General features: G+C 62.2%; 20 protein-coding genes. 10 read left to right on the top strand and 10 right to left on the bottom strand.

What is annotated here, in order from left to right; translation table 11 throughout:
* Positions 1-24 precede the first annotated feature (24 nt).
* Positions 25-1,314, bottom strand: coding sequence for an FAD-binding oxidoreductase (locus tag QLG10_RS11805; protein ID WP_282487376.1), 1,290 nt, complete (start codon positions 1,312-1,314; stop codon positions 25-27).
* Positions 1,315-1,667: 353 nt separating this feature from the next.
* Here QLG10_RS11805 and purU point away from each other — a divergent pair, with 353 nt between their 5' ends.
* Genes purU through QLG10_RS11775 form a run of 6 tightly spaced genes read left to right on the top strand, consistent with a single transcriptional unit; the run spans position 1,668 to position 8,427 of the window.
* Positions 1,668-2,534: a formyltetrahydrofolate deformylase gene (gene purU, locus QLG10_RS11800; RefSeq protein ID WP_110751243.1), complete on the top strand. Its 867-nt coding sequence runs from the start codon at positions 1,668-1,670 to the stop codon at positions 2,532-2,534.
* Complete coding sequence (gene folD / locus QLG10_RS11795) at positions 2,531-3,427, top strand: bifunctional methylenetetrahydrofolate dehydrogenase/methenyltetrahydrofolate cyclohydrolase FolD (RefSeq protein ID WP_188264049.1); 897 nt, start codon at positions 2,531-2,533, stop codon at positions 3,425-3,427. Before purU ends, folD begins: the two co-directional genes overlap by 4 nt.
* On the top strand, positions 3,409-4,650 hold the full coding sequence (locus QLG10_RS11790; RefSeq protein WP_110751239.1) for an FAD-dependent oxidoreductase: 1,242 nt from the start codon (positions 3,409-3,411) through the stop codon (positions 4,648-4,650). The genes folD and QLG10_RS11790 overlap by 19 nt, the downstream gene beginning before the upstream one ends.
* Positions 4,651-4,663: 13 nt before the next feature.
* Positions 4,664-4,963, top strand: coding sequence for a sarcosine oxidase subunit delta (locus QLG10_RS11785; protein ID WP_110751237.1), 300 nt, complete (start codon positions 4,664-4,666; stop codon positions 4,961-4,963).
* Complete coding sequence (locus QLG10_RS11780; RefSeq protein ID WP_282487375.1) at positions 4,960-7,857, top strand: 2Fe-2S iron-sulfur cluster-binding protein; 2,898 nt, start codon at positions 4,960-4,962, stop codon at positions 7,855-7,857. The genes QLG10_RS11785 and QLG10_RS11780 overlap by 4 nt, the downstream gene beginning before the upstream one ends.
* 3 nt (positions 7,858-7,860) lie before the next feature.
* Positions 7,861-8,427 (top strand): sarcosine oxidase, encoded by a 567-nt coding sequence (locus QLG10_RS11775; RefSeq protein ID WP_282487374.1) that lies wholly within the window; start codon positions 7,861-7,863, stop codon positions 8,425-8,427.
* Positions 8,428-8,648: 221 nt separating this feature from the next.
* Here QLG10_RS11775 and QLG10_RS11770 read toward each other — a convergent pair whose 3' ends face one another.
* Positions 8,649-9,470: a helix-turn-helix transcriptional regulator gene (locus QLG10_RS11770; RefSeq protein ID WP_282487426.1), complete on the bottom strand. Its 822-nt coding sequence runs from the start codon at positions 9,468-9,470 to the stop codon at positions 8,649-8,651.
* Between the two features lie 95 nt (positions 9,471-9,565).
* On the opposite strand from QLG10_RS11770, the gene QLG10_RS11765 reads away from it, so the two are divergent.
* Positions 9,566-10,783, top strand: coding sequence for an MFS transporter (locus QLG10_RS11765; protein ID WP_110751229.1), 1,218 nt, complete (start codon positions 9,566-9,568; stop codon positions 10,781-10,783).
* On the opposite strand, the gene QLG10_RS11760 is transcribed toward QLG10_RS11765, so the two are convergent.
* Positions 10,780-11,517: a DUF72 domain-containing protein gene (locus QLG10_RS11760; protein ID WP_282487373.1), complete on the bottom strand. Its 738-nt coding sequence runs from the start codon at positions 11,515-11,517 to the stop codon at positions 10,780-10,782. The genes QLG10_RS11765 and QLG10_RS11760 overlap by 4 nt on opposite strands.
* 192 nt (positions 11,518-11,709) lie before the next feature.
* Between QLG10_RS11760 and QLG10_RS11755 the strand changes: the two genes are divergently transcribed.
* Positions 11,710-12,360 carry a glycosyltransferase family A protein gene (locus QLG10_RS11755; protein WP_188264054.1) on the top strand — a complete coding sequence of 217 codons (651 nt, stop codon included), beginning with the start codon at positions 11,710-11,712 and terminating at the stop codon, positions 12,358-12,360.
* Here QLG10_RS11755 and QLG10_RS11750 read toward each other — a convergent pair.
* The 3 genes from QLG10_RS11750 to QLG10_RS11740 are packed head-to-tail and all read right to left on the bottom strand — an operon-like array spanning position 12,346 to position 14,752.
* Complete coding sequence (locus QLG10_RS11750) at positions 12,346-12,960, bottom strand: SAM-dependent methyltransferase (RefSeq protein ID WP_282487372.1); 615 nt, start codon at positions 12,958-12,960, stop codon at positions 12,346-12,348. The two genes, QLG10_RS11755 and QLG10_RS11750, sit on opposite strands and share 15 nt — an antisense overlap.
* Positions 12,957-13,727 carry a PIG-L deacetylase family protein gene (locus tag QLG10_RS11745; protein ID WP_282487371.1) on the bottom strand — a complete coding sequence of 257 codons (771 nt, stop codon included), beginning with the start codon at positions 13,725-13,727 and terminating at the stop codon, positions 12,957-12,959. The genes QLG10_RS11750 and QLG10_RS11745 overlap by 4 nt, the downstream gene beginning before the upstream one ends.
* Positions 13,724-14,752: an acyl-CoA dehydrogenase gene (locus QLG10_RS11740; protein ID WP_282487370.1), complete on the bottom strand. Its 1,029-nt coding sequence runs from the start codon at positions 14,750-14,752 to the stop codon at positions 13,724-13,726. Before QLG10_RS11740 ends, QLG10_RS11745 begins: the two co-directional genes overlap by 4 nt.
* 208 nt (positions 14,753-14,960) lie before the next feature.
* Here QLG10_RS11740 and QLG10_RS11735 point away from each other — a divergent pair, with 208 nt between their 5' ends.
* Positions 14,961-15,485: a cupin gene (locus QLG10_RS11735; protein WP_110751219.1), complete on the top strand. Its 525-nt coding sequence runs from the start codon at positions 14,961-14,963 to the stop codon at positions 15,483-15,485.
* Positions 15,486-15,567: 82 nt separating this feature from the next.
* Positions 15,568-15,723, top strand: coding sequence for a hypothetical protein (locus tag QLG10_RS11730; protein ID WP_282487369.1), 156 nt, complete (start codon positions 15,568-15,570; stop codon positions 15,721-15,723).
* A gap of 12 nt (positions 15,724-15,735) precedes the next feature.
* Here QLG10_RS11730 and QLG10_RS11725 read toward each other — a convergent pair whose 3' ends face one another.
* The 4 genes from QLG10_RS11725 to QLG10_RS11710 all read right to left on the bottom strand — a co-directional run bounded on the left by QLG10_RS11725 (position 15,736) and on the right by QLG10_RS11710 (position 20,192).
* A complete protein-coding gene (locus QLG10_RS11725) occupies positions 15,736-16,680 on the bottom strand; it encodes a class I SAM-dependent methyltransferase (RefSeq protein ID WP_282487368.1) in 945 nt (314 codons plus the stop codon).
* A gap of 17 nt (positions 16,681-16,697) precedes the next feature.
* On the bottom strand, positions 16,698-18,080 hold the full coding sequence (locus QLG10_RS11720) for an iron-containing redox enzyme family protein (protein WP_282487367.1): 1,383 nt from the start codon (positions 18,078-18,080) through the stop codon (positions 16,698-16,700).
* A 48-nt stretch (positions 18,081-18,128) separates the two neighbouring features.
* Positions 18,129-18,338 carry a hypothetical protein gene (locus QLG10_RS11715; RefSeq protein ID WP_248677195.1) on the bottom strand — a complete coding sequence of 70 codons (210 nt, stop codon included), beginning with the start codon at positions 18,336-18,338 and terminating at the stop codon, positions 18,129-18,131.
* Between the two features lie 177 nt (positions 18,339-18,515).
* Positions 18,516-20,192 (bottom strand): MFS transporter, encoded by a 1,677-nt coding sequence (locus tag QLG10_RS11710; RefSeq protein ID WP_282487366.1) that lies wholly within the window; start codon positions 20,190-20,192, stop codon positions 18,516-18,518.
* Between the last annotated feature and the right edge of the window lie 308 nt (positions 20,193-20,500).

The following is a 20,500-nucleotide window of genomic DNA, read 5'->3' as shown; positions in this document are numbered from 1 at the left end:
TAAAGGCTTCCAGAAGTGGCCGATTCAAATGCTGTCGCGCAGCCTGTACCAGGCTTTGCCGATGGCTTCCAGCGGTGCTGCCATGTATTTACCGCCGGGAAAACTGGGGTTGGTCAAACCCTGGTACAGCGCCAGCTCATCCGGCTGGCCGAGAATAGCGTCAGACACCGCCCGTGCCCCAGCCAGGGTCGGCAGAACGCCGTGCCCGGAATAGCCCTGCAACCAATACAAGTCACCGCGTCGACCGATGTCGGGCGTGCGTTTGAGCGTCAGGTCGATGTGACCGCCCCAGGCAAAATCCAATTCAATGCCTTTCAATTGCGGGAACACCCTTTCCAGGCACGGCCGTGTGGCGCCGGCGATGTCCTTGGGCATGCCCCCCAGATAGGTGCAACCGCCGCCGAACAGCAGCCGGTTGTCTGGCGTGCGGCGGAAATAGTCGAGCACGAACTGGTTGTCGGTGACACAGACATTGCTGGGTAGCAGCGCCGTTGCCTGGGCCTCGGACATCGGCGCCGTGGCCACCTGATAGGTACCAACGGGCAGTACGCAACTCGATAGCTGCGGATCAAGCCGGTCAAGATAGGCATTGCAGGCCAAGACCAACACATCGGCGCGAATACGTCCGCGTTCAGTCGTCACCACGTAGCCGTTTGCGTCCTCGCGATAATTCAACGCCATACTTTGTTCGTGAATCACACCACCGGCCTGCTCGATCGCGGCGGCCAGTCCCAGTGCCAGTTTCAGCGGGTTCAAATGCCCACCTTCGGGGTCGTACAAACCGGCCTGGTAACGCTCGCTGGCCACCCATTCGGGCAACTGGGCGCGCTCGATGAAGCGCAAACCGTCATGTCCCCATTTGTGGCTGGCCTCGTGCTGCCATTGGGTCAACAGGCTGACCCGCCGAGGCATCACCGAAGTCCAGAGGTGTCCGGGCCGGTAGTCGCAATCGAAACCATGGCGCCGGGGCAATTCGCGCATCTCTTTTGCCGCCCAGCGCATGCCGTCCCACAAGCGCCGCGCTCGCTCATGGCCCAGTGCGGCTTCCAGCGGAGGCATGTCGCAGGACCAACCGAGAATCGCCTGGCCGCCATTACGTCCCGACGCGGCCCAGGCGACCCGGCTGGCCTCCAGCAGTGTCACGCGCTTGCCGGCCAGGGCCAGACGCAGTGCGGTGTGCAAACCGCTGAAGCCGGCACCGATGATCAGCACGTCGGTGTCCTGCTCGCCCTCCAACGCCGCTCGATTGACCAGGCGATCGGCGCATGTATGGGCGTAATAGCTGGCGACATGTTGGGTTGATTGCTGAAACATACCGGCTCCATGAAATTTTATAGTTTTAATTTCATGAAAAAATACATGTTAAATTTCATGCGTGCAAGCGGTGTGGCCAGAGTGGTTGTGAGGAGCCTGACGCCCCGCGGTGTTCTCGGGTTTTTCGCGAGCATGCTCGCTCCTCCAGGGCACGTCGGGTTGCCCAATAAAATTCCCACTAGTTAAAAAACTTTCACAAAACCTCTGGACGCGCCGCCTGCATTTCCCCTATAAAGCCTACAACAGGAATATTTTATTCCTGACAAGAAACCGCGCTCATGGAATGAGCCTCGCTGTCCGCTGACATTTTTTCGCTATGCGATGAGCTGCCGCCATCATCCCGAGGACGTGTCATGCAACACGAAAAAAACCATTTCATCATCAAGATCACCTGTCCCGCGGTGTCCGGCATTGTCGCGGCCGTCACCACCTACCTGGCGGACAACAGTTGCTACATCGGGGAGATGGCGCAATTCGACGACGATTTCAGCGGGCGCTTTTTCATGCGCGCGGTGTTTCGTTTCAACGATGGCCACGCAGGGGATATCCAGCAGATCAAGGACGGTTTCAGTGACGTCGCCCAGGCCTTCGACATGCACTGGGAACTGCATGACACCCGCGAACCGATGCGCGTGCTGCTGATGGTGAGCAAGTTCGACCACTGCCTGACCGACCTGCTCTACCGCTACCACAAGGGCGAGATGGACATGACCATCACCGCCATCGTCTCCAACCACCTCGACCTGCGGCCCATGGCCGAGCGCGAGGGCATTCGCTTCATCTACTTGCCAGTCACCAAGGACACCAAGGCCCGCCAGGAAGCCGAGCTGATGAAGGTGGTCGACGACACTGGCACCGAGCTGGTGGTACTGGCGCGCTACATGCAGATCCTCTCCGACGACCTGTGCCGGCAACTGTCCGGTCGGGCAATCAACATCCACCATTCGTTCCTGCCCGGTTTCAAGGGCGCCAAGCCGTATCACCAGGCGTACCAGCGCGGCGTGAAGCTGATCGGCGCCACCGCCCACTATGTCACCAGCGATCTGGATGAGGGCCCGATCATCGAACAGGAGGTGCAGCGCGTCGATCACGTCTACCTGCCGGATGACCTCGTGGCCACCGGGCGTGACACCGAGACCGTGGCCCTGTCCAAGGCGGTCAAGTACCACCTGGAGCATCGGGTTTTCCTCAACCAGGACAGAACGGTGATCTTCCGGTGAACACACCCCGATTGATTGACGGCAAAGCCGCCGCCGCCCGGGTGCTGATCGAGGTTCGCAAGGACGTCGAGCGCCTGCGCGCGCAAGACATCCAGCCGGCCCTGGCGGTGATCCTGGTCGGCAGCGACCCGGCCAGCCAAGTGTATGTGCGCAACAAGATTCTGCGCGCAGAAGAGGTCGGCATCCGCTCCCTGGAACATCGGCTGGGCACAGACACCAGCACCGAACAGTTGCTCGACCTGATCGCCAGGCTGAATGCCGATGGCTCGATCCACGGCATTCTCCTGCAATTGCCGCTACCCGCCCAGGTCGATGAACTGCGGGCACTGCAGGCGATCGATCCTGGCAAGGACGTCGACGGTTTCCACAGCGAAAACGTGGGGGGCCTCAGCCAGGGGCGCCCGGTACTCGCGCCCTGCACACCCAGTGGCTGCCTGTACCTGCTGGAGCAGACCTGCGGCGATCTGCGCGGCAAGCATGCAGTGGTGATCGGCCGATCGAACATCGTCGGCAAACCCATGGCGGCGCTATTGCTCAAGGCCGACTGCTCGGTGACGGTCTTGCATTCACACAGCCCCGATCCGCAGGCGCTCTGCCGTCAGGCAGACATCGTGATTGCCGCCGTGGGTCGTCCGCGATTGATCGATGCCAGTTGGCTCAAGCCAGGTGCAGTGGTGATCGATGTCGGCATCAATCGTATCGACGACGCCGGTCGCAGCCGCCTGGTCGGCGATGTCGACTTCGACAGCGCCCTGCCCCGGGTCGCGGCGATCACCCCGGTACCCGGTGGTGTCGGACCGATGACCATTGCCTTCCTGATGAAAAACACCGTGACCGCAGCCCTTATGCAACAGCACAGCCTATCGGAGGCCGTATGCCATTCAATCTCTTGAAGTACGGGCTGAGTTCCGAGTACCCGGTGGAAGTGGACCTGCCGCCGCCGCGTGAATTGAAATCAAGCTATGACGTGGTGATCATCGGTGCCGGTGGCCATGGCCTGGCCACCGCTTATTACCTCGCCAGGTATCACGGCATTACCAACATCGCCGTGCTGGAGAAGTCCTACCTGGGCGGTGGCAACACCGCGCGCAATACCGCAGTCATTCGCTCCAACTACCTCACCAGCGAAGGCGTGCGTTTCTATGCCGAATCGGTGCGGATGTTCCAGGGCCTGTCCAACGAATTCGACTTCAACATCATGTACTCCGAACGCGGCCAACTGACCCTGGCCCACACCGATGCCACCGTGCGATCGTTCCGCCAACGGGCCGAGGTCAACAAGCACTTCGGCGGTCGCACTGAAATGATCGACCGCCAGCAGATCCGCGAACTGGTGCCCAGCCTCAACCTCGACCCCGGCCACCTGCCGGTGATCGCCGGCCTCTGGCACATCGACGGCGCCACCGCGCGCCACGATGCCGTGGCCTGGGGCTACGCCAAGCAAGCGGCCAAGCGCGGGGTGGAAATCCATCAGCTCACCGAGGTGCAGGACCTGATCATCGAGAATGGCGCCATCACCGCCGTGAAGACCAACCGCGGCACCATCAAGTGCGGCTGCACGGTGCAGGCGATTGCCGGGCACAGCTCACTGCTGATGGCCAAGGCCGGGATTCGTTCGCCGATCCAGACCTTCCCGCTGCAAGCCATGGTCACCCAGCCCTTCAAACCCTTCCTCGATCCGCTGGTGAGTTCGTCGGCGCTGCACTGCTACGTGCAACAGACCAGCCGCGGCGAAGTGGTGTTCGGCGGCGGCTCCGATCCGTACCCGCTGTTCAACACCCGATCGACCCTGGACCTGAAGGAAAGCCTGCTGGCCCACGCCATCGAAATGTTCCCGTTCCTGGCCAACGCCAAGCTGATGCGCCAGTGGGCCGGGATCACCGACATGACGCCGGACTACAGCCCGATCATGGGCCTGTCGCCGGTGAAGAATTACTACCTGGACGCCGGTTGGGGCACCTGGGGCTTCAAGGCCACGCCTGTCTGCGGCAAGACCATGGCTGAACTGGTGGCCAGCGGCGGCAAGGTGCCGGAGTTGATCAAGCCCTTCGGCCTGGAGCGCTTCTCGACCTTCCGGCAAGTCAACGAAATGGGCGCCACGGCGGCCAGTCACTGAGGCAGAGCGGACCATGAAAATCATCAATTGCCCGCTCAACGGGCCACGCAATATCAGCGAATTCACTTATGGCGGCGAATTCAAGCCGATGCCCGATGCACTGCGCTGCAGCGATGCCGAGTGGGCCGACTACGTGTTCAACACCGACAACCTCGCCGGCGTGGTGCGCGAATGGTGGATGCACACGCCGTCGAGCTACTGGTTTCTCGCCGAACGCCACACCGTCACCGACGACATCCTGCGCACTTTCGACCCTAAAGAACTTTTCACTGCCCGCGTCGACTTCAACGCCGCCAAGGAGATCGCCGGATGAACCGCCTACCCGCCCCGATGGGCCTGCTGATCGACCGTAACCAGCCGCTCGATTTCAGTTTCGACGGCCAACCCTATCAGGGCTTGCAGGGCGACAGCATCGCCAGCGCCCTGCTCGCCAACGGACGCTTCCTGATTTCCCGCTCGTTCAAGTACCACCGCCCACGTGGCCCGTTGACCATGGCCGGGCAGGACGCCAACAGCCTGGTGCAATTGCCCCGGGAACCCAACGTACTGGCCGATGCCCATGCGCTGGTTGCCGGCTTGCAGGTGACGGCACAGAACGTCAACGGCTCGCTGGACAACGACCGGGATGCTTATCTGGGCAAGTTCTCCAGATTCATGCCGGTGGGCTTCTATTACCGCTCGTTCTACAAGCCCCGGGGCATGTGGAAAGTCTGGGAACCGATCATTCGCAAGAAGGCCGGCCTGGGCGTACTCGACCTGACGTTCAAGCCCGAGTACTACGACAAGGCCTACCTGTTCACCGACCTGGCCGTGGTGGGCGCCGGTCCCGCCGGACTGCACGCGGCCCTGACCGCGGCCAATGCCGGGGCCAAGGTATTGCTCATCGAGCAACAGCCGGTCCTCGGCGGTTCGCTGACCTATGCCCGCTTCGACATCGCCGGCATTCGCGCCGACGCCTTGCGCCGCGAACTGCTCGCGGCGGTGCAACAGCACGCCAATATTCGCATCCTCACCGAGGCGACCTGCAACGCCTGGTTCGCCGACAATTACCTACCGGTGATTCAAGGAAAACGCATGTACAAGGTGCGCGCCCGACAGTGCCTGGTGTGCAGTGGGGCGTTCGACCAGCCGGTAGTGTTTCGCAACAACGACTTGCCCGGCGTGATGCTGACCAGCGCCGCGCAGCGCCTGATGAAGCTGTACGCGGTAAAGCCGGGCAAGCGCGCGGTGGTGCTGACCGGCAACGATGACGGTTACCTCGCCGCGCTGGACTTGTTTGATCAAGGCGTGGAAGTCGCCGCGGTGGTGGACATGCGCCAAGGCCCGGGCGACGTGGCCCTACTGGGCGCGCTGGCGCAACGCAAGATTGCCTGCCAACTCAAGAGTACCGTGTATGAAGCGCTGCATGAAAAAGGCCTGCGCCATGTCAATGGCGTCGACGTGCGCAAGATCACCGCCCAGGGCCAGGTCGCCGAGAGCGGGCAACGCCTGGATTGTGACCTGTTGTGCATGTCCGCCGGCTATATGCCGGTCTATCAACTGCTGTGCCAGGCGGGTGGCAAGCTGGCCTACGACGATCAGCGCGCCGAATTCACCCTCAGCGGACTGCCGCAGAACCTTGCGGTCGCGGGCTCGGTCAATGGCCGTCACCGCCTCGACAACGTGATCGCCGACGGCGTCAACGCCGGTGCCGACGCCGCCGCTGCGCTGGGGCTGGCAGTCGGTGTGCACCGGGCGCCCTTGGGCAGCGAGGTGCGGGTCAACTTCAACTGGCCGATCTTCCCCCACCCCAAAGGCAAGGATTTCGTCGATTTCGACGAGGACCTGCAAGTGGCGGATATCGTCATTGCCACGCGCATCGGTTATCGCGACGTGCAACTGGTCAAGCGTTATTCCACCGTGGGCATGGGCCCCTCGCAAGGGCGTCACTCGGCCCTGCCGACCGCGCGCCTGGTGGCCTGGGCGACCCAGCGCAACATCAGCGAAACCGGCGTGACCACCGCGCGCCCGCCCTTTGTCGCGGAAAAACTGGCCCACGTGGCCGGTCGCGCGTTCGATCCGTATCGACAGACACCCATGCATGCCCGGCACCTGCAAGCCGGCGCGAAGATGATGCCGGCAGGTATCTGGCAGCGTCCGGCCTACTACGGCAATGCCCGGGACCGCGAGGCATGCATGCAGGCCGAAGCGCTGCATGTGCGCAACAAGGTCGGGATCATCGACGTCTCGACCTTGGGCGGCCTGGATGTGCGCGGCCCGGACGCCGCCGAACTGCTCAACCGGATGTACACCTTCGCCTTCCTCAAGCAGCCGATCGGTCGCTCCCGTTATGCGCTGATGACCAATGAACAGGGGGTGGTGATCGACGATGGCGTGTGCGCGCGTTTCGCCGACAATCACTTCTACGTCACCGCCACCACCAGCGGCGTGGATCGCATCTACCAGCAGATGCTCAAGTGGAACGCGCAATGGCGCCTGGACGTGGATGTCGCCAACGTCACGGCGGCGATCTGTGCAGTCAATGTCGCCGGTCCCGACTCGCGCAAAGTGCTGGAGAAGGTCTGCACCGACCTCAACCTTAGCGCTCAAGCGTTTCCCTACCTGGGCGTGCGTCAAGGCACCGTGGCCGGGATCAAGGCTCGGCTGTTGCGAGTCGGTTTTGTCGGCGAACTGGGTTATGAAATCCACGTGCCGGCGCGCCATGGCCTCACGCTGTGGGACGCGCTGATGGAAGCCGGCAAGGCCCATGACATTCGCCCTTTCGGCGTGGAGACCCAGCGTTTGCTGCGCCTGGAAAAAGGCCATGTGATCATCAGCCAGGACACCGATGGCATGACCCATCCCATGGAAATCGACATGGGCTGGGCCGTCAATCGCAACAAGCCGTTCTTCGTCGGGCGGCGCTCGGTGGACATCCTCGAAGCCCAGCCGCAAACACGCAAATTGGTGGGTTTCACCTTGCCCAAGGGCAGCGAGCAACCGCTGGAAGGTCATCTGGTGCTCAACGGCCCGGACATCAGCGGCAACGTCACGTCCTGCGAGTACTCGGCGAGCCTGGGCAAGATCATTGGCCTGGCGTACGCCGGCATCGACCAAAGCACACCGGGGCAACGGATTGCCATCCGTGTCGAAGGTGGGCGCGTGGTCCATGCCGATGTGGTGCCGTTACCCTTTTTCGACCCTTCCAACCTGCGCCAGGAGCTTTGAGCCATGACCAGCCTGAGACAACAACACAGCGCCGGGCAGCCGGCCCTTGCCCTCCTGCCCACCTGTGCGCTGACGGACCTGACCGACCTGCCCCGGGTCGGATTTCGCGGTGCCGACAGTGCGCCCTATTTGCAGCGTCGGGGCTTCGTGCTGCCGGACGCGCCCAACCACGCCGTCACCCAGGTTGACGGCAGCTACGCCGTGCGTCTGTCCCAGACCGAATACCTGCTGCTGGGCAGTGCGCAAGACCAGGGCCAACGCATCGCCGACGAAGAGGCCCGCTGGGAGTTGGACCATCAAGCCAACTACCTGCTGCCACGCCAGGACAGCCATGCCTGGTTCCAGCTGAGCGGTGAACAATTGCCCGAGGTCATGGCCAAACTCTGCGGCGTCGACATGGCCCCCCAGGTGTTCGGCCCCGGTGCCGTGGCGCAAACCTCGGCGGCGCGCATCAACGTGATCGTGATCAACGCCACGTCGGCGCAACAGCCGCGCTTGTTCATACTCTGCGACCGGGCATCGAAGGCTTACTTTCACGAGGCGTTGCTGGATGCGATGCAAGCGTTTTAGGGGTTACCTGACGATGGTGAACCACGCTCCTGCAGGGACCGGGTACATCAGCAATAAACGGGGCCGCTGTCAGACCGCAAATAGAGCGTTCGCATTCCCCTGTAGGAGCTGCCGCAGGCTGCGATCTTTTGATCTTGCTTTCAAAAATCAAAGTCAAAAGATCGCAGCCTGCGGCAGCTCCTACAGGTGCGGGGAGTCAGGTGGCCCGCGTTAGCTCGCTCCTACCTGAAAAAATGACTGGGGGTCTTGCCGAACTGTTTCTTGAACATGCTGGTGAAGGCACTGGGGCTGTCGTAGCCCAGTTCCCCGGCGATGTCGATGATCTTCTCGCCCACGGCGATGCGCTCCAGGGCCAGCAGCAACCGCGCCTGCTGGCGCCATTGGCCGAAGGTCATCCCGGTGTCCTTGCGGAACAGGCGCTGGATGGTTTTCTCGTCGAGGTCCAGGCGTGCGCTCCAGTGCGCCAGGGTCGAGCCATCGCCGGGATCGCGTTGCAACGCTGAACACACCACCTTGATCCGTGGGTCCGAGGGCTGAGGCAGGTGAAGCGGCAAGGTGGGCAAGATCCTCAGTTCATCGAGGATCAGGCGCATCACCCGAGCTTCGCGCGAGTCCGCGTCGTAGGGTGCGGTGATAGCCACCGAGACCTTGATCAACTCACTGAGCAACGCCGAAATACTCACCGCCCTGGGTTCGTTGGGCATGTCCGCAAACGCCTCGGGACGCACGAACAGGCTGCGCATCTTCAACGGACCGACGCAGCGAATCGAGTGAACGTGCCTGCTCGGCATCCATATCCCGCGACTGGGCGGCACCGTCCACTGGCTCAATCCCGAGTGCACCACCATCACGCCTTCGATGGCGTAGATCAATTGGTGAGCCTGATGGGAATGCGCTTCGATCACCCAGTTTTCCGGGTAGTCGGTAGCGCTGCTGCTCACATCGCAGGATCGGTCGTCGATCTCTCTGAGGAATTCTTCCAGCGACTTGATCATGATGCCCTTTTTGCGATAGTCGATTCCCGAATTGCGTGAGACAGGCAGTCGGGCGGTCCCTAGGATAACGCCGAACCCTGAAATGGGCAGCGCTTTTGTGCCTGGCACCGAGCCCCGTCTTACGTTTTTTCTGGAAGGATCCCATGTCCATCAGTACCACTACTTCCCCCACGGCCACAGCTTCAGTGGCCAGCCAGGCCAGCCCGTTGGTGATGCGCGTCATCGGTGCCTGTGCCCTCGCGCACTTGATCAACGACCTGATCCAGGCCGTGCTGCCGTCGATCTACCCGATGCTCAAGGCAACGTATGGCCTGACGTTCACCCAGGTCGGCCTGATCACCCTGACTTTTCAACTGACCGCCTCGCTGCTGCAACCCTGGGTCGGTTACTACACCGATCGCCACCCCAAGCCGTGGCTGTTGCCGGCCGGTATGGTCTGTACCCTGATCGGCATCCTGATGCTGGCAATGGTCGGCAGCTTCGGGGCGATTCTCGTGGCCTCGGCGCTGGTGGGCATTGGCTCGTCGACCTTTCACCCAGAGACTTCCCGCGTCGCGCGCCTGGCCTCGGGTGGTCGCTACGGCCTGGCCCAGTCGACCTTCCAGGTCGGGGGTAACGCCGGCAGCGCTTTTGGTCCGCTGCTGGCAGCGGCCATCGTCATCCCTTATGGCCAGGGCAACGTCGCCTGGTTCGGGCTGTTCGCGGTATTCGCCATCCTCGTGCAATACGGGCTGAGCCGCTGGTACCGCCACCATCTGAACCTGTTCAAGCTCAAGCAGGGCACCAAGGCAACCCATGGCTTGTCGAGGCAACGGGTGAGTTTTGCCCTGGTGGTCCTGGCATTGCTGGTGTTCTCCAAGTACTTCTACATGGCCAGCTTCACCAGCTACTTCACGTTTTACCTGATCGAGAAGTTCGACCTGTCGGTGGCCAGCTCGCAACTGTACCTGTTCCTGTTTCTCGGCGCCGTGGCAGCCGGCACCTTCTTCGGTGGGCCGATCGGTGACCGGATCGGGCGCAAGCAAGTGATCTGGTTCTCGATCCTCGGAGCGGCGCCCTTCACCCTCGCCCTGCCCCACGTCGACCTGTTCTGGACCGGCGTGCTGAGCATGATCATCGGCTTCATCCTCGCCTCGGCCTTCTCGGCCATCGTGGTCTTCGCCCAGGAACTGGTGCCCGGCAACGTCGGCATGATCGCCGGGGTATTCTTCGGCCTGATGTTCGGTTTTGGCGGCATCGGCGCCGCGCTACTCGGGCACCTGGCGGATATCCACGGCATCGAATACGTGTATACGCTGTGTTCGTTCCTGCCGCTGCTGGGCATCCTGACGATCCTGTTGCCGTCTACCAAAGGGGTCTAGTGCGGATCCAGGCATTGCGCCAACGTCAAGGCATTGCCCAGTGCCGCGCCGCTGGCGGTGTTGTCAAAGATGCACCAGGCTGATTGTCCTTCGGCAGTGGCTGTTTGCAGCTCGACCGCCAGGCGTTCCAGGCGTGGCAATTCATAAGGGCTGTAGTAGATGCGCGGCGATCCATGCAGGCGCCAGTATTTGAGCCCCGGCCATCCCCGTGGCGTCGAGTCAGTGCTGATACGCGAAGGGTCCACCGCGGCCTGTGCAATCTGATAGCGCACCAACAATGCCTCGGCACCGGTCCAGGACTCGTGTCGGGGCTCGAACACCACAGGTCCTGGAAAACACCGCCTGAGGCTGATGAAAAATGCTTCGGCGACCGACTCGTCAAACGCCAGCGACGGCGGTAGCTGCACCAGCAGGCAGCCCAGGCGATCGCCCAGGCCGGAGCATTGCAGCACGAACTCATCGAGCGCCTGATCACAGGCCTGCAGGCGCTGCACATGGCTGATCAGCTTGGGCACCTTGACACTGAAACGAAAGCCGACCGGCGTGCTGGCCGCCCAGCGCTGGTAGGTTTGCTGGCGATGCGGGCGATAGAACGAGCTGTTGATCTCGGCGCAGTTCAGTCGCGCCGCATAGCGCTGCAAGTGGGTACCTTCAGCCGTAAAGGCCGCTGAATGTTCCCTGCCCAGGCTCCAGCCGGCACACCCGGTGAAAATCGTCCGTTCGTTCACGCCCATTGCCTCTACCAGTGCTTATGACTAAGGGCGCAGCGCAGATGCGGCGGTTCATTCTTTCATCGGCGGCACCTGATCGATGGTTGCCCGCCATGGATGATTGCCTTTGTGCGCAAACAGTTGCAACCAATGGCCATTGATCCCGGTCGACATCGAAAAGCCAGGTTACAGTGAACGTCCCATGGAGAGCTGCAGATGATAGGAGTGATTGTCCCGGTGCATAACGAGGAACAGCGCCTTGAGGAATGCATCGAGTCGCTGCTGGCGGCGGCTTTTCACCAGGATCTGGACCGTGAAGAAGTCAGGATCCTGATCGTCCTGGATGACTGCACGGACACTTCCATGGACATTGCCCAGGCCTACGACGTATGGACGTTGAGCTGCACTCACCGCAACGTCGGAAAAACCCGTGCGCAAGGCGCCGAACACCTGCTGGCGGCGGATGCACGCTGGCTGGCCTTCACCGACGCCGACAGCGTCGTGCCCGATTCCTGGCTGGTTGAGCAGATCAGGTTCAACGCCGATGCGGTCTGCGGCCTGGTCAAGGTCAACGACTGGTCTGAACATTCGGAGGGAGTGCGCGAGCGCTATCACGCCAATTACCGCCCCGTTGAGGGCCATCGGCATATCCATGGGGCCAACCTCGGCGTCTCTTCTGCGGCGTATCGCAAGGCGGGCGGATTCCAGGCCTTGCCCGCCCACGAAGACGTGCAACTGGTCGCCGACCTGGAACGCAGCGGCGCGCGCATCATGTGGACGGCCGGCAACCCGGTCACCACTAGCGCTCGCCAGCATTGCCGGTGCCGGGAAGGCTTTGGCGACTACCTGAAGTCACTGGCCGGGTAACGACTGGCAGGTTTCGGCAAGGTCGATCGAGGTTGCTGTTCGGCTCCAGTATTCGAGCAGGAAATCCGCTTCCTCATGGCGCACCAGACGATGCAGATGCAGGCGTTCGCCAAGCGCCGCATGAACATCGTGACCGTCCTGCGAACACCCTTCGATCGGATGCAACCAGTGACAGGCCAGTACGCCGCCCGCCGGGCCGAGGCTGCGCAAGGTGTTTTCGATGACCTGGTGCCAGTCGTCCACATCGAGGAAATACCCCACTTCGCTGAGCACGATGAGGTCAAAGTCACCGTCCGGCCATTGCCGGGGAATACCCGCCTGCTCGACGCGGACATGGTGCAGGCCCCTCAAGCGCTGGCGCGCCAGCTCGACCGCCTTCGCGTTCAGGTCCTGGCACAGCAACGCGTCGCAGCGTCCGGCCAACTGTACACTGAGTTCACCGTTGGCACAGGCTGGCTCGAACACACGTTGATAGCGCTGGCGCGGCAGGCTGGCCAGCGTCAGCTCGCGCTTGCGCTTTTCGTACCAGCGGGTCCGAAAGGACCAGGGGTCATCGCTGGCTCCGAACAGTTGCTCGAAGTAGTCGGGGGATACGCTCATAAAAACACCAGTTCAAAAGGCTGCAGCAATCGTTCGAGGGTTTCACCGCTCAACACCGCGGGTGTCTGACCGTCGCGGCTGACCTGCGACGCATGGGCCGCGATGGCCTGGCGCTTGCGCGCCAACACGTGTGGGGCCAGCAGGTATTTGTGCGCCCGCGCCCAAGGGACTCGGGCATCATTGGGACGCGCCCAATGCCATGCCCAGACCGGTACTTCAATCAGGCAAGCCTGGTGGCGGGCTACCGCGCAGGCGGTCGCGCGGCCGGTCGCCTCATGATCGCAGTGTCCGTCCCGGCGCCAGGTGGTGAACACACGATCGCCCGGGCGAATCAATGCCGCCAGCCGCTCGACCAACCAAGCCTCGTGCGTTTCTACAGAGCTGTCGGGTAACGCCAGACGTTGCCAGTCCAGCGCATCGACATCGAGCCCCATGCGGGCGAGCGCGTGGGTACTTTCCATCGGGCGCTGCCGTCGCAGGCGTGTCGGCGTCCAGTGCCGCGATTGCGGGTGGCTGGCTTCACCATCCGTGACCGCAATCATCAGGACATCGGCCTCGTTGCCCTGCATCCCCGCCAGGATACCGGCGCAACCGAGGACTTCATCATCAGGATGCGGGGCGACGACGACCAGGCGCTGCCCCACAGGCACCAGTTGCCGATGAGTGATGGTTGGCACTTGCGCCAAACAGTCACTGGCCTGCCATTCGGCCAGCGTTGTCCCCGCACCCTGAATCAGGTTTTCTTGAGTAGCCGGCCCGGCGATCACAGCGCCCACCCATCGAGCGGCTGCGCGGCGACCTGCTGCCCAAGCTGCGCCAGGTCCTTTTCGGCATGGCTCTGGCGCAGGAAGACCGGCAGGTCGGCGGCGAGCCTGGCGAAATGGCTGTCACGACACAATGGCGTGGCACCCAGCCCGCGCCCGACATGTGCAAGGACGCTGTCGACGGCCGCTTCGACCTGGGCACGCAGTCGGCGGACAGGAAGTTGCGCCGAGCGCCGGGGGTTTTCATCGATCCAGAGGGCCGTTTCCCGAAGCGCAGCCCCGGCGCAGCACAATGCCGCATCGACGGCCCCCAGATGCGCCTGGGCATGGGCGTCGCAGTACGGCTGCGTACAGTGTTGGCGAAGGTAATCGGCAAGCGCACAAGCGGCGCCGTACCAGCACGCGGCAATCCCGGCGCCACCGTGCCAGAAGCCGGGCCTGTCGACGTATTGCCCAGGCAAACCGACACAACGGCCCAGCGCACCCTCGAACAGCACGTCGACGCTGGCCGTACGGCCCATGCCAACTGCTTGCCAGCCATCGTCGAGTCGCCTGATCGCCGGCTGCTGCAACGTGACCGCCACCAACTGCGGTTGCATCTGCTCATCCCACGCTGTCACCAGCGCCCGATCGAGTATCGCCGCGCCAGAACACCAGGCCTTGCGGCCCTGCAAGTAAACGGTTCCGGCCTGACGGTCGACAATATTAAGCCGGGCAAAGGCCGGTTCGGCCGCCCAAGTGCCCCATGTGCCCGCAGCCGGTGGCGCGTCGGGCTCGAGCTCGGTCATGATTGCCAGCGCATCGGTATGACCTTCGAACAGTTTGGCCAGTGCCAGATCGCTGGCCGAGACGGCGGCCAGGGTGCGCCAGCGATCTAGGGTTCGGCCTTGCCCGGGCAGAGGCAGGTCGGTAAATCCATCGCTGACGAGCTGTTGCATCAGCGGTTGCAGTGCGGCGTCCGCGGAGCTTGTCGCAGGCCGACAGGCGAACCGTTGCAGCAGGCGTTCGAGGGTTAATGCGTTGCTCATGGCCCTTTCTCCCTGATCACGACTGAGTGCTCCTGATCTTCAGCGCTTGAAATTCAGCGCTTGAAGTTCTGAGCCAGGCCGCCTTCAGGAGTTCACTGCACCTGCACCTGCGGTTTTTTAGAACCACCCATACCCAGGCAATGTCACTCAACAATAGGTCGCTGCAATAGCCTGCCTTTAAAGCGCCGGGCAAAGACGGAGGTCACAGATGAACAGGTCGAAGGCGGATGCTCCCGCGCAACAATTGATGTTCCAACGCAATGGCTGGGTGCCGAACAACCCTCGCCTGCCGGTGCTGGTCTATCCCAAAGCCATCGCTGTCCAGGGCGACGATCCGGCGGCCCTGTTCGAACAGACCTTCAGCGCCAACGGCTGGCCACCACAATGGCGCTACGGCATTTATGACTTCCATCACTATCACACCGAAGGCCATGAGGTGCTTGGGATAGCCAGCGGTCATGCCCGCCTGATGTTGGGCGGACCTGGCGGCCAAGTGCTGCAGGTCAGTGCCGGGGATGTGCTGCTGTTGCCGGCGGGCACCGGGCATTGCAACCTCGATTGCAGCGACGACTTCCTGGTGGTCGGCGCCTATCCGCCGGGCCAGCATGCCGACATTTGCCGCGAAGCGCCGAGCGCTGCGCAGCTGCAAGACATCGACGCGCTGCCGTTCCCCGACCAGGATCCGGTGCAGGGTGCACACGGTGCGGTGAGCGAGTATTGGTGCAAAGGCTGACTTGCGGCAGGCATGGCCAGTGAAAATCTCGAACTCGTAGCGAAGGCCCCGATCCAATGAGTACACACTGGAGGCCAGCATCATGAACAACGATGACCGCATCACCCCTGCCGACACCCCGCCCACCGAAGAGGATGACGCCCTTGCGCCCCCTCCCCCCGAAACCACCGAGGAGGAAGCCGAGGACCTCAGGCGCAAAATTGCCGAGATCGAACGCAAGGTAGCGGATGGCAATTGAACCGGCGGTGAATCAACAGCGCCGGGTCACGGTCAACGCCACCACGGCAATGCGCTCCACCCGTTCATAGCCGGGCTTGAGCAGTTCCTCGCCGAACACGTCAGGGTCCAGCTCTCGATAGGTCCAGCTGAACTTGTCGTCGCCCAGTAGCGGCTGGATGGATTCGAGAAAAGGATCCGTCCCGGCCACCATCGCCACTCCTGTATACAGCAGCAGGCTGCCGGCTTTGTCCAGGCGCGGCAGCGATTCACGCACGATGCGTACCGACAAGGCTTCCCCCAGCGCCCCACCGCCATGACGATACGCCCGTTGCTGGCTGTCGTTCATGTAGGGCGGGTTGGCGATGATCAGGTCGAACAGCCCTTCGACACTGCCTAGCACGTCGCTGTGGTAAGCGCTCACATTGCTGGTTTGGGCCAGCTCGGCATTCACCGCCGACAAGCGCAACGCCCGTGGATTGATATCCACCGCCAGCACGTCGGCGTCCGGGCGGGCGCGGGCGACGACCAGCGCTCCGATGCCGCTTCCGCAACCAATGTCCACCGCGCGCCGTACGGGCTCGGAGCGCTGCTGCAAATGCGCTTCGATCAATTGCGCGAAGCGGTAGCTGTCGGGCCCGAAAAACACCGCATCGCTCTGCGTCGTCGGGTACGCCGAGTGGGCAATCAAAAAGGACCCAAGGCTTGACCAACGTACCGTGCTACGCCACAGCGAGCCCTCTTTTTCGACGATGGCCGCCTGCTCCAGGTCAGCCAGTTCCTGCGCTGGAAACAGCGTGTGCTCGAAAGGCATCGACCAGCCGAACACGTCACGCCGGTCCGTGGCCAAGGGCGGTGCAAAGCGTTGGCATACGCGCTCATGGGTCAAGGGCGTCGGGGTGATGAAACGGTAGTCCTGGGCAGCCAGGCGCTTGCCGAGCTCCAGCAAAGTACGATCGGCAATCTGTTGTTCTGACATGCATGACACTCCTGGAATCAGCGCAAACGGGCCACGCATTCAATGAAACGGCGGGTTGCGTAGAGCCCGGCGGGACGACAATGGCGCTGTGCAGAGAGCCAAGGAATCAGCAGTTGCAATTGCTGTCGCGGTGACTGGTCGTGCAGGGCGTCTTGCAAGGCCTTGAGCTCGGTATCGTTCGCCCAGGCGTCATCGGCGAAGGCATCATCGGACGGCACCCGGCGTATCGCCCGTTGCTGTTGCGGCGCTTGCCAGTCACCGGCGATCCAGTCGTGCAGCAGCTGTTTTTCGTAGCCACTGAACACGCCGAACATGGCCGCCGTGTCGCCCTCGATCAATTGCCAGAAGCGGCTTTCCCCGGGTGGGCCGTGCCGTTTTATCCAGCCCTTGCGTTGCAGGGCCCCGAGAAAATCTTCGGTCTGGCCAGGGGTTGCCAGCCATTGATTGACGGTCTGGCCTTCGATCTGGCAGTAATCGGAATGCATGTGCTGTCCATAGGTGCGTTTGCGCTCGAGCATGGCAATCACTTCCTGCTGCAGATCGAAACCTGCAATCACCGCCGTCGAGCCCGGCCCCAGGTCATTGAGTCGATAGCCGACGGCAACGCGCCGATAGAACTCGTCCCGCCCCTGCTCCATGGGCATCAGGTCGAGCAGCGCTTCAATAGCCTTGCGCCCGTGACCGCTGCTGATGTTGTCGATGGTGACGTGCAGGGTGAAATAGTACGGATCGATCCCCAGCTCACGCAGTTCATAGGCACTGATCAGCAAGTGCAGCGGCAGTTGTTCGTAGCCGAGGTTGTAGCCGATCACCTCCGGCATGAACATCGCGCAGCACTGCCCCAGTGCCAGCTGGATTGCGCCTTGGCGAAAATGTTCGTCGAGCAGCCCCTGCCTGTCGCCACAGTCGTGGGCGGCTAGCAGCTTGCGATAGATGACTACGTGATTCTGCCGCGCATCGCCATTGCCCAATTCTTCCAGATAGGTGCTCAGCAGCCCGTCATAGCGCATGTCCTGCCAATGCTCCAGCACCCCGGCCAGCCATGCACCGTCGACTTCCTTGGTCGGGGCAACACGTTGCAGGAAATACAGGGCATGGGCTTTGCTCGAGAAATACCGACGCGCCCCGCCCTGCTTGCGCGCCTCGAGATAGAGGGCATAGTCACGCGCCACATCGGCACAATGTTGTTCCGTCCATGACGACAACTGGCCTGGTTCTTCAGGCAGATCACAGGGGAGTTCGGCGGCGAGGGCCAGTTGCTCGCGCAGGAACTGTTCGCCCCGCGTGGCTGCTTGCGGGTCGTTGCTGTACAGCAAACCATAGAGTTCACGGTAAGGGCCATCGACGCCGGCATCCGAAAGCGCCGAAGGCGAACCCGACAAGGGCGTGAATAGTGTCATTGGCTGTTCTCCTGGGCAGTGCATCGGGCTATCGCCGTTCGCCTGCGTTTATCGCCTGTCGTCGGACAAAGGTGTTTGTTCATCTGCCTCGGGAAGTTTCCTGTCGCGCTCATTCCAGTCCTGCGCGCCGTCGTCATCTTCGAGGTCGGGCTGGGTCAAGGGATCGTATTTGCCCGGATCGTCCGACGCGGGTTCTACAGCACCCTGCGTCTTGTCCGGGTGTTGCCCTTTATCCTGGAAGATCGTTTCGCTGGACATGTTTCACCTCACCACGTAGTTCCGGGTTTTCCGGGCCGTACTGGTTTGAAGGTGTCGAGGGGAAAGTGTGCGTTCGAATAGACGAGCGGCATGTGCGGTGAGGAAGGAAAAAGTATTCGCGGATCTGAAAAGGAGCGGCATCGCCCGTTCCCGTGCGGGAAAGGGCGAGTGCAGGTTTCAGGTGTGATGAATCTCCCGATCCTTGGTTTCCGGCAGGAAGAACGTACCCAGGACCGCCGTCATCACTGCGATGACGATGGGGTACCACAGCCCGTAGTAGATATCGCCGGTGGCCGCGACCATGGCGAAGGCCACGGTCGGCAGGAACCCGCCGAACCAGCCGTTGCCGATGTGGTAAGGCAGCGACATCGAGGTGTAGCGAATGCGCGCCGGGAAGAGTTCCACCAGCCAGGCGGCGATCGGGCCGTAGACCATGGTTACGTAGATCACCAGGATGGTCAGCAGCAAAAGCACCATCGGGTAGTTGGTCTTGGCCGGATCGGCCTTTTCGGGGTAGCCGGCGTCCTTGAGGGCGGTGCCGAGGGTCGCGACGAAGGCGTCGTTGCGGGTCTTGAAGTCGGCAGCCGGCATGCCGGTGCCTTCGAAGCTTGGGATCACTTTGTCGCCGATGCGCACCTGCGCGACGGTGCCTGGTTCGGCCTTCTCGTTCTTGTAGGGAATGGCCCTTTTTGCCAGCACGGTCTTGGCCAAGTCGCAGGAGCTGGTGAATTTGGCCTTGCCCACCGGGTCGAACTGGAACGAACACTGGTCGGGATCGGCGACCACCGTGACCGGGTTCTTCTCCTGCGCAACGAACACGTCGGGGTTACCGTACTGGGTCAACGCATGGAAGATCGGGAAGTAGGTCACCGCTGCGAGGATACAGCCGGCCATGATGATGCCCTTGCGACCGATGCGGTCAGACAGGCTGCCGAAAATGACGAAAAATGGCGTGCCGATCAACAGCGAACCGGCAATCAGCAGGTTGGCCGTCTGCGCGTCGATCTTGAGCGTTTGCAGCAGGAAGAACAACGCGTAGAACTGCCCGGTGTACCAGACGACGGCCTGGCCGGCGGTACCGCCGAGCAACGCCATGATCACTATCTTGAGGTTCTCCCAGCGGGCGAACGATTCAGTCAGCGGCGCCTTGGAGGACTTGCCTTCGGCCTTCATCTTCAGGAACACCGGCGACTCGCTGAGCTGCAAGCGGATGTAGACCGAGATGATCAACAGCAGGATCGACAGCAGGAAGGGAATCCGCCAGCCCCAGGCTTCGAACGCCTCGGTGCCCAGGACGGTGCGGCAGGCGAGAATGACCAGCAACGACAGGAACAGGCCAAGGGTGGCGGTGGTCTGGATCCACGAGGTGAAATAACCGCGCCTGCCTTTGGGTGCATGTTCGGCCACGTAAGTCGCTGCACCGCCATATTCGCCACCCAGGGCCAGGCCTTGCAACAGGCGCAGGGTGATCAGGATGATCGGCGCCGCCACGCCAATGGTCGCGTAACCGGGCAAAAAGCCCACGACGGCGGTAGAGATACCCATGATCACAATAGTGATCAGGAAGGTGTGCTTGCGCCCGATCATGTCGCCCAGACGGCCGAACACGATGGCGCCGAAGGGGCGTACGGCGAAGCCTGCGGCGAACGCGAGCAAGGCAAAGATGAAGGACGTTGTCTCGTTGACGCCAGCGAAGAAGTGCTTGGCGATAATCGCGGCGAGAGAGCCGTAGAGATAGAAGTCGTACCATTCGAACACGGTGCCCAGGGACGAGGCGAAAATGACCTTGCGCTCCTCCTTGGTGATCCCGTGGTTGGGCGCGCTGCCCGTGGTTGTGTTGTCGATTGCGGCCATGAGTCTTCTCCGTCTTGCTCTTGTTATAGGCCGGAGTACCCCACTGTCTTTTTGCCGCACCCAGGCCCTAGGGCTGATGTCATCGGATTACGGATTGCGCAAAGCATGCACACAGGCTGACGGCCTCGCATCGCTGCAAGGTTTCTAGAAGCATAATCGGCTTCTTGCAGATATCCACTCGCCATCACGGGCAAACGGGAGAACGAGCTGTCGTGAGCCTGCGAAGGAGGCACCGTGCAGTGGGAAGCTTTTGGATGCGGGCAGAGGATATTCAGAATGCAATCAGCCGCGCTCGTGCAATGCACGAG

The organism is Pseudomonas sp. V98_8, assembly GCF_029967975.1.
Taxonomy (GTDB): Bacteria; Pseudomonadota; Gammaproteobacteria; order Pseudomonadales; family Pseudomonadaceae; genus Aquipseudomonas; species Aquipseudomonas umsongensis.
The sequence above is the reverse complement of the archived record's forward strand: the minus strand, read 5'-3'. Positions and strand labels throughout refer to the sequence as shown.

Coding starts and splice junctions, on each gene's coding strand:
- QLG10_RS11710 (WP_282487366.1), bottom strand. CDS start 20,192: ATGGCCGCAATCGACAACACAACCACGGGCAGCGCGCCCAACCACGGG.
- QLG10_RS11790 (WP_110751239.1), top strand. CDS start 3,409: ATGCCATTCAATCTCTTGAAGTACGGGCTGAGTTCCGAGTACCCGGTG.
- QLG10_RS11720 (WP_282487367.1), bottom strand. CDS start 18,080: ATGACACTATTCACGCCCTTGTCGGGTTCGCCTTCGGCGCTTTCGGAT.
- QLG10_RS11735 (WP_110751219.1), top strand. CDS start 14,961: ATGAACAGGTCGAAGGCGGATGCTCCCGCGCAACAATTGATGTTCCAA.
- QLG10_RS11725 (WP_282487368.1), bottom strand. CDS start 16,680: ATGTCAGAACAACAGATTGCCGATCGTACTTTGCTGGAGCTCGGCAAG.
- QLG10_RS11785 (WP_110751237.1), top strand. CDS start 4,664: ATGAAAATCATCAATTGCCCGCTCAACGGGCCACGCAATATCAGCGAA.
- QLG10_RS11760 (WP_282487373.1), bottom strand. CDS start 11,517: ATGGGCGTGAACGAACGGACGATTTTCACCGGGTGTGCCGGCTGGAGC.
- QLG10_RS11715 (WP_248677195.1), bottom strand. CDS start 18,338: ATGTCCAGCGAAACGATCTTCCAGGATAAAGGGCAACACCCGGACAAG.
- purU (WP_110751243.1), top strand. CDS start 1,668: ATGCAACACGAAAAAAACCATTTCATCATCAAGATCACCTGTCCCGCG.
- QLG10_RS11750 (WP_282487372.1), bottom strand. CDS start 12,960: ATGAGCGTATCCCCCGACTACTTCGAGCAACTGTTCGGAGCCAGCGAT.
- QLG10_RS11805 (WP_282487376.1), bottom strand. CDS start 1,314: ATGTTTCAGCAATCAACCCAACATGTCGCCAGCTATTACGCCCATACA.
- QLG10_RS11775 (WP_282487374.1), top strand. CDS start 7,861: ATGACCAGCCTGAGACAACAACACAGCGCCGGGCAGCCGGCCCTTGCC.
- QLG10_RS11730 (WP_282487369.1), top strand. CDS start 15,568: ATGAACAACGATGACCGCATCACCCCTGCCGACACCCCGCCCACCGAA.
- QLG10_RS11740 (WP_282487370.1), bottom strand. CDS start 14,752: ATGAGCAACGCATTAACCCTCGAACGCCTGCTGCAACGGTTCGCCTGT.
- QLG10_RS11780 (WP_282487375.1), top strand. CDS start 4,960: ATGAACCGCCTACCCGCCCCGATGGGCCTGCTGATCGACCGTAACCAG.
- QLG10_RS11755 (WP_188264054.1), top strand. CDS start 11,710: ATGATAGGAGTGATTGTCCCGGTGCATAACGAGGAACAGCGCCTTGAG.
- QLG10_RS11765 (WP_110751229.1), top strand. CDS start 9,566: ATGTCCATCAGTACCACTACTTCCCCCACGGCCACAGCTTCAGTGGCC.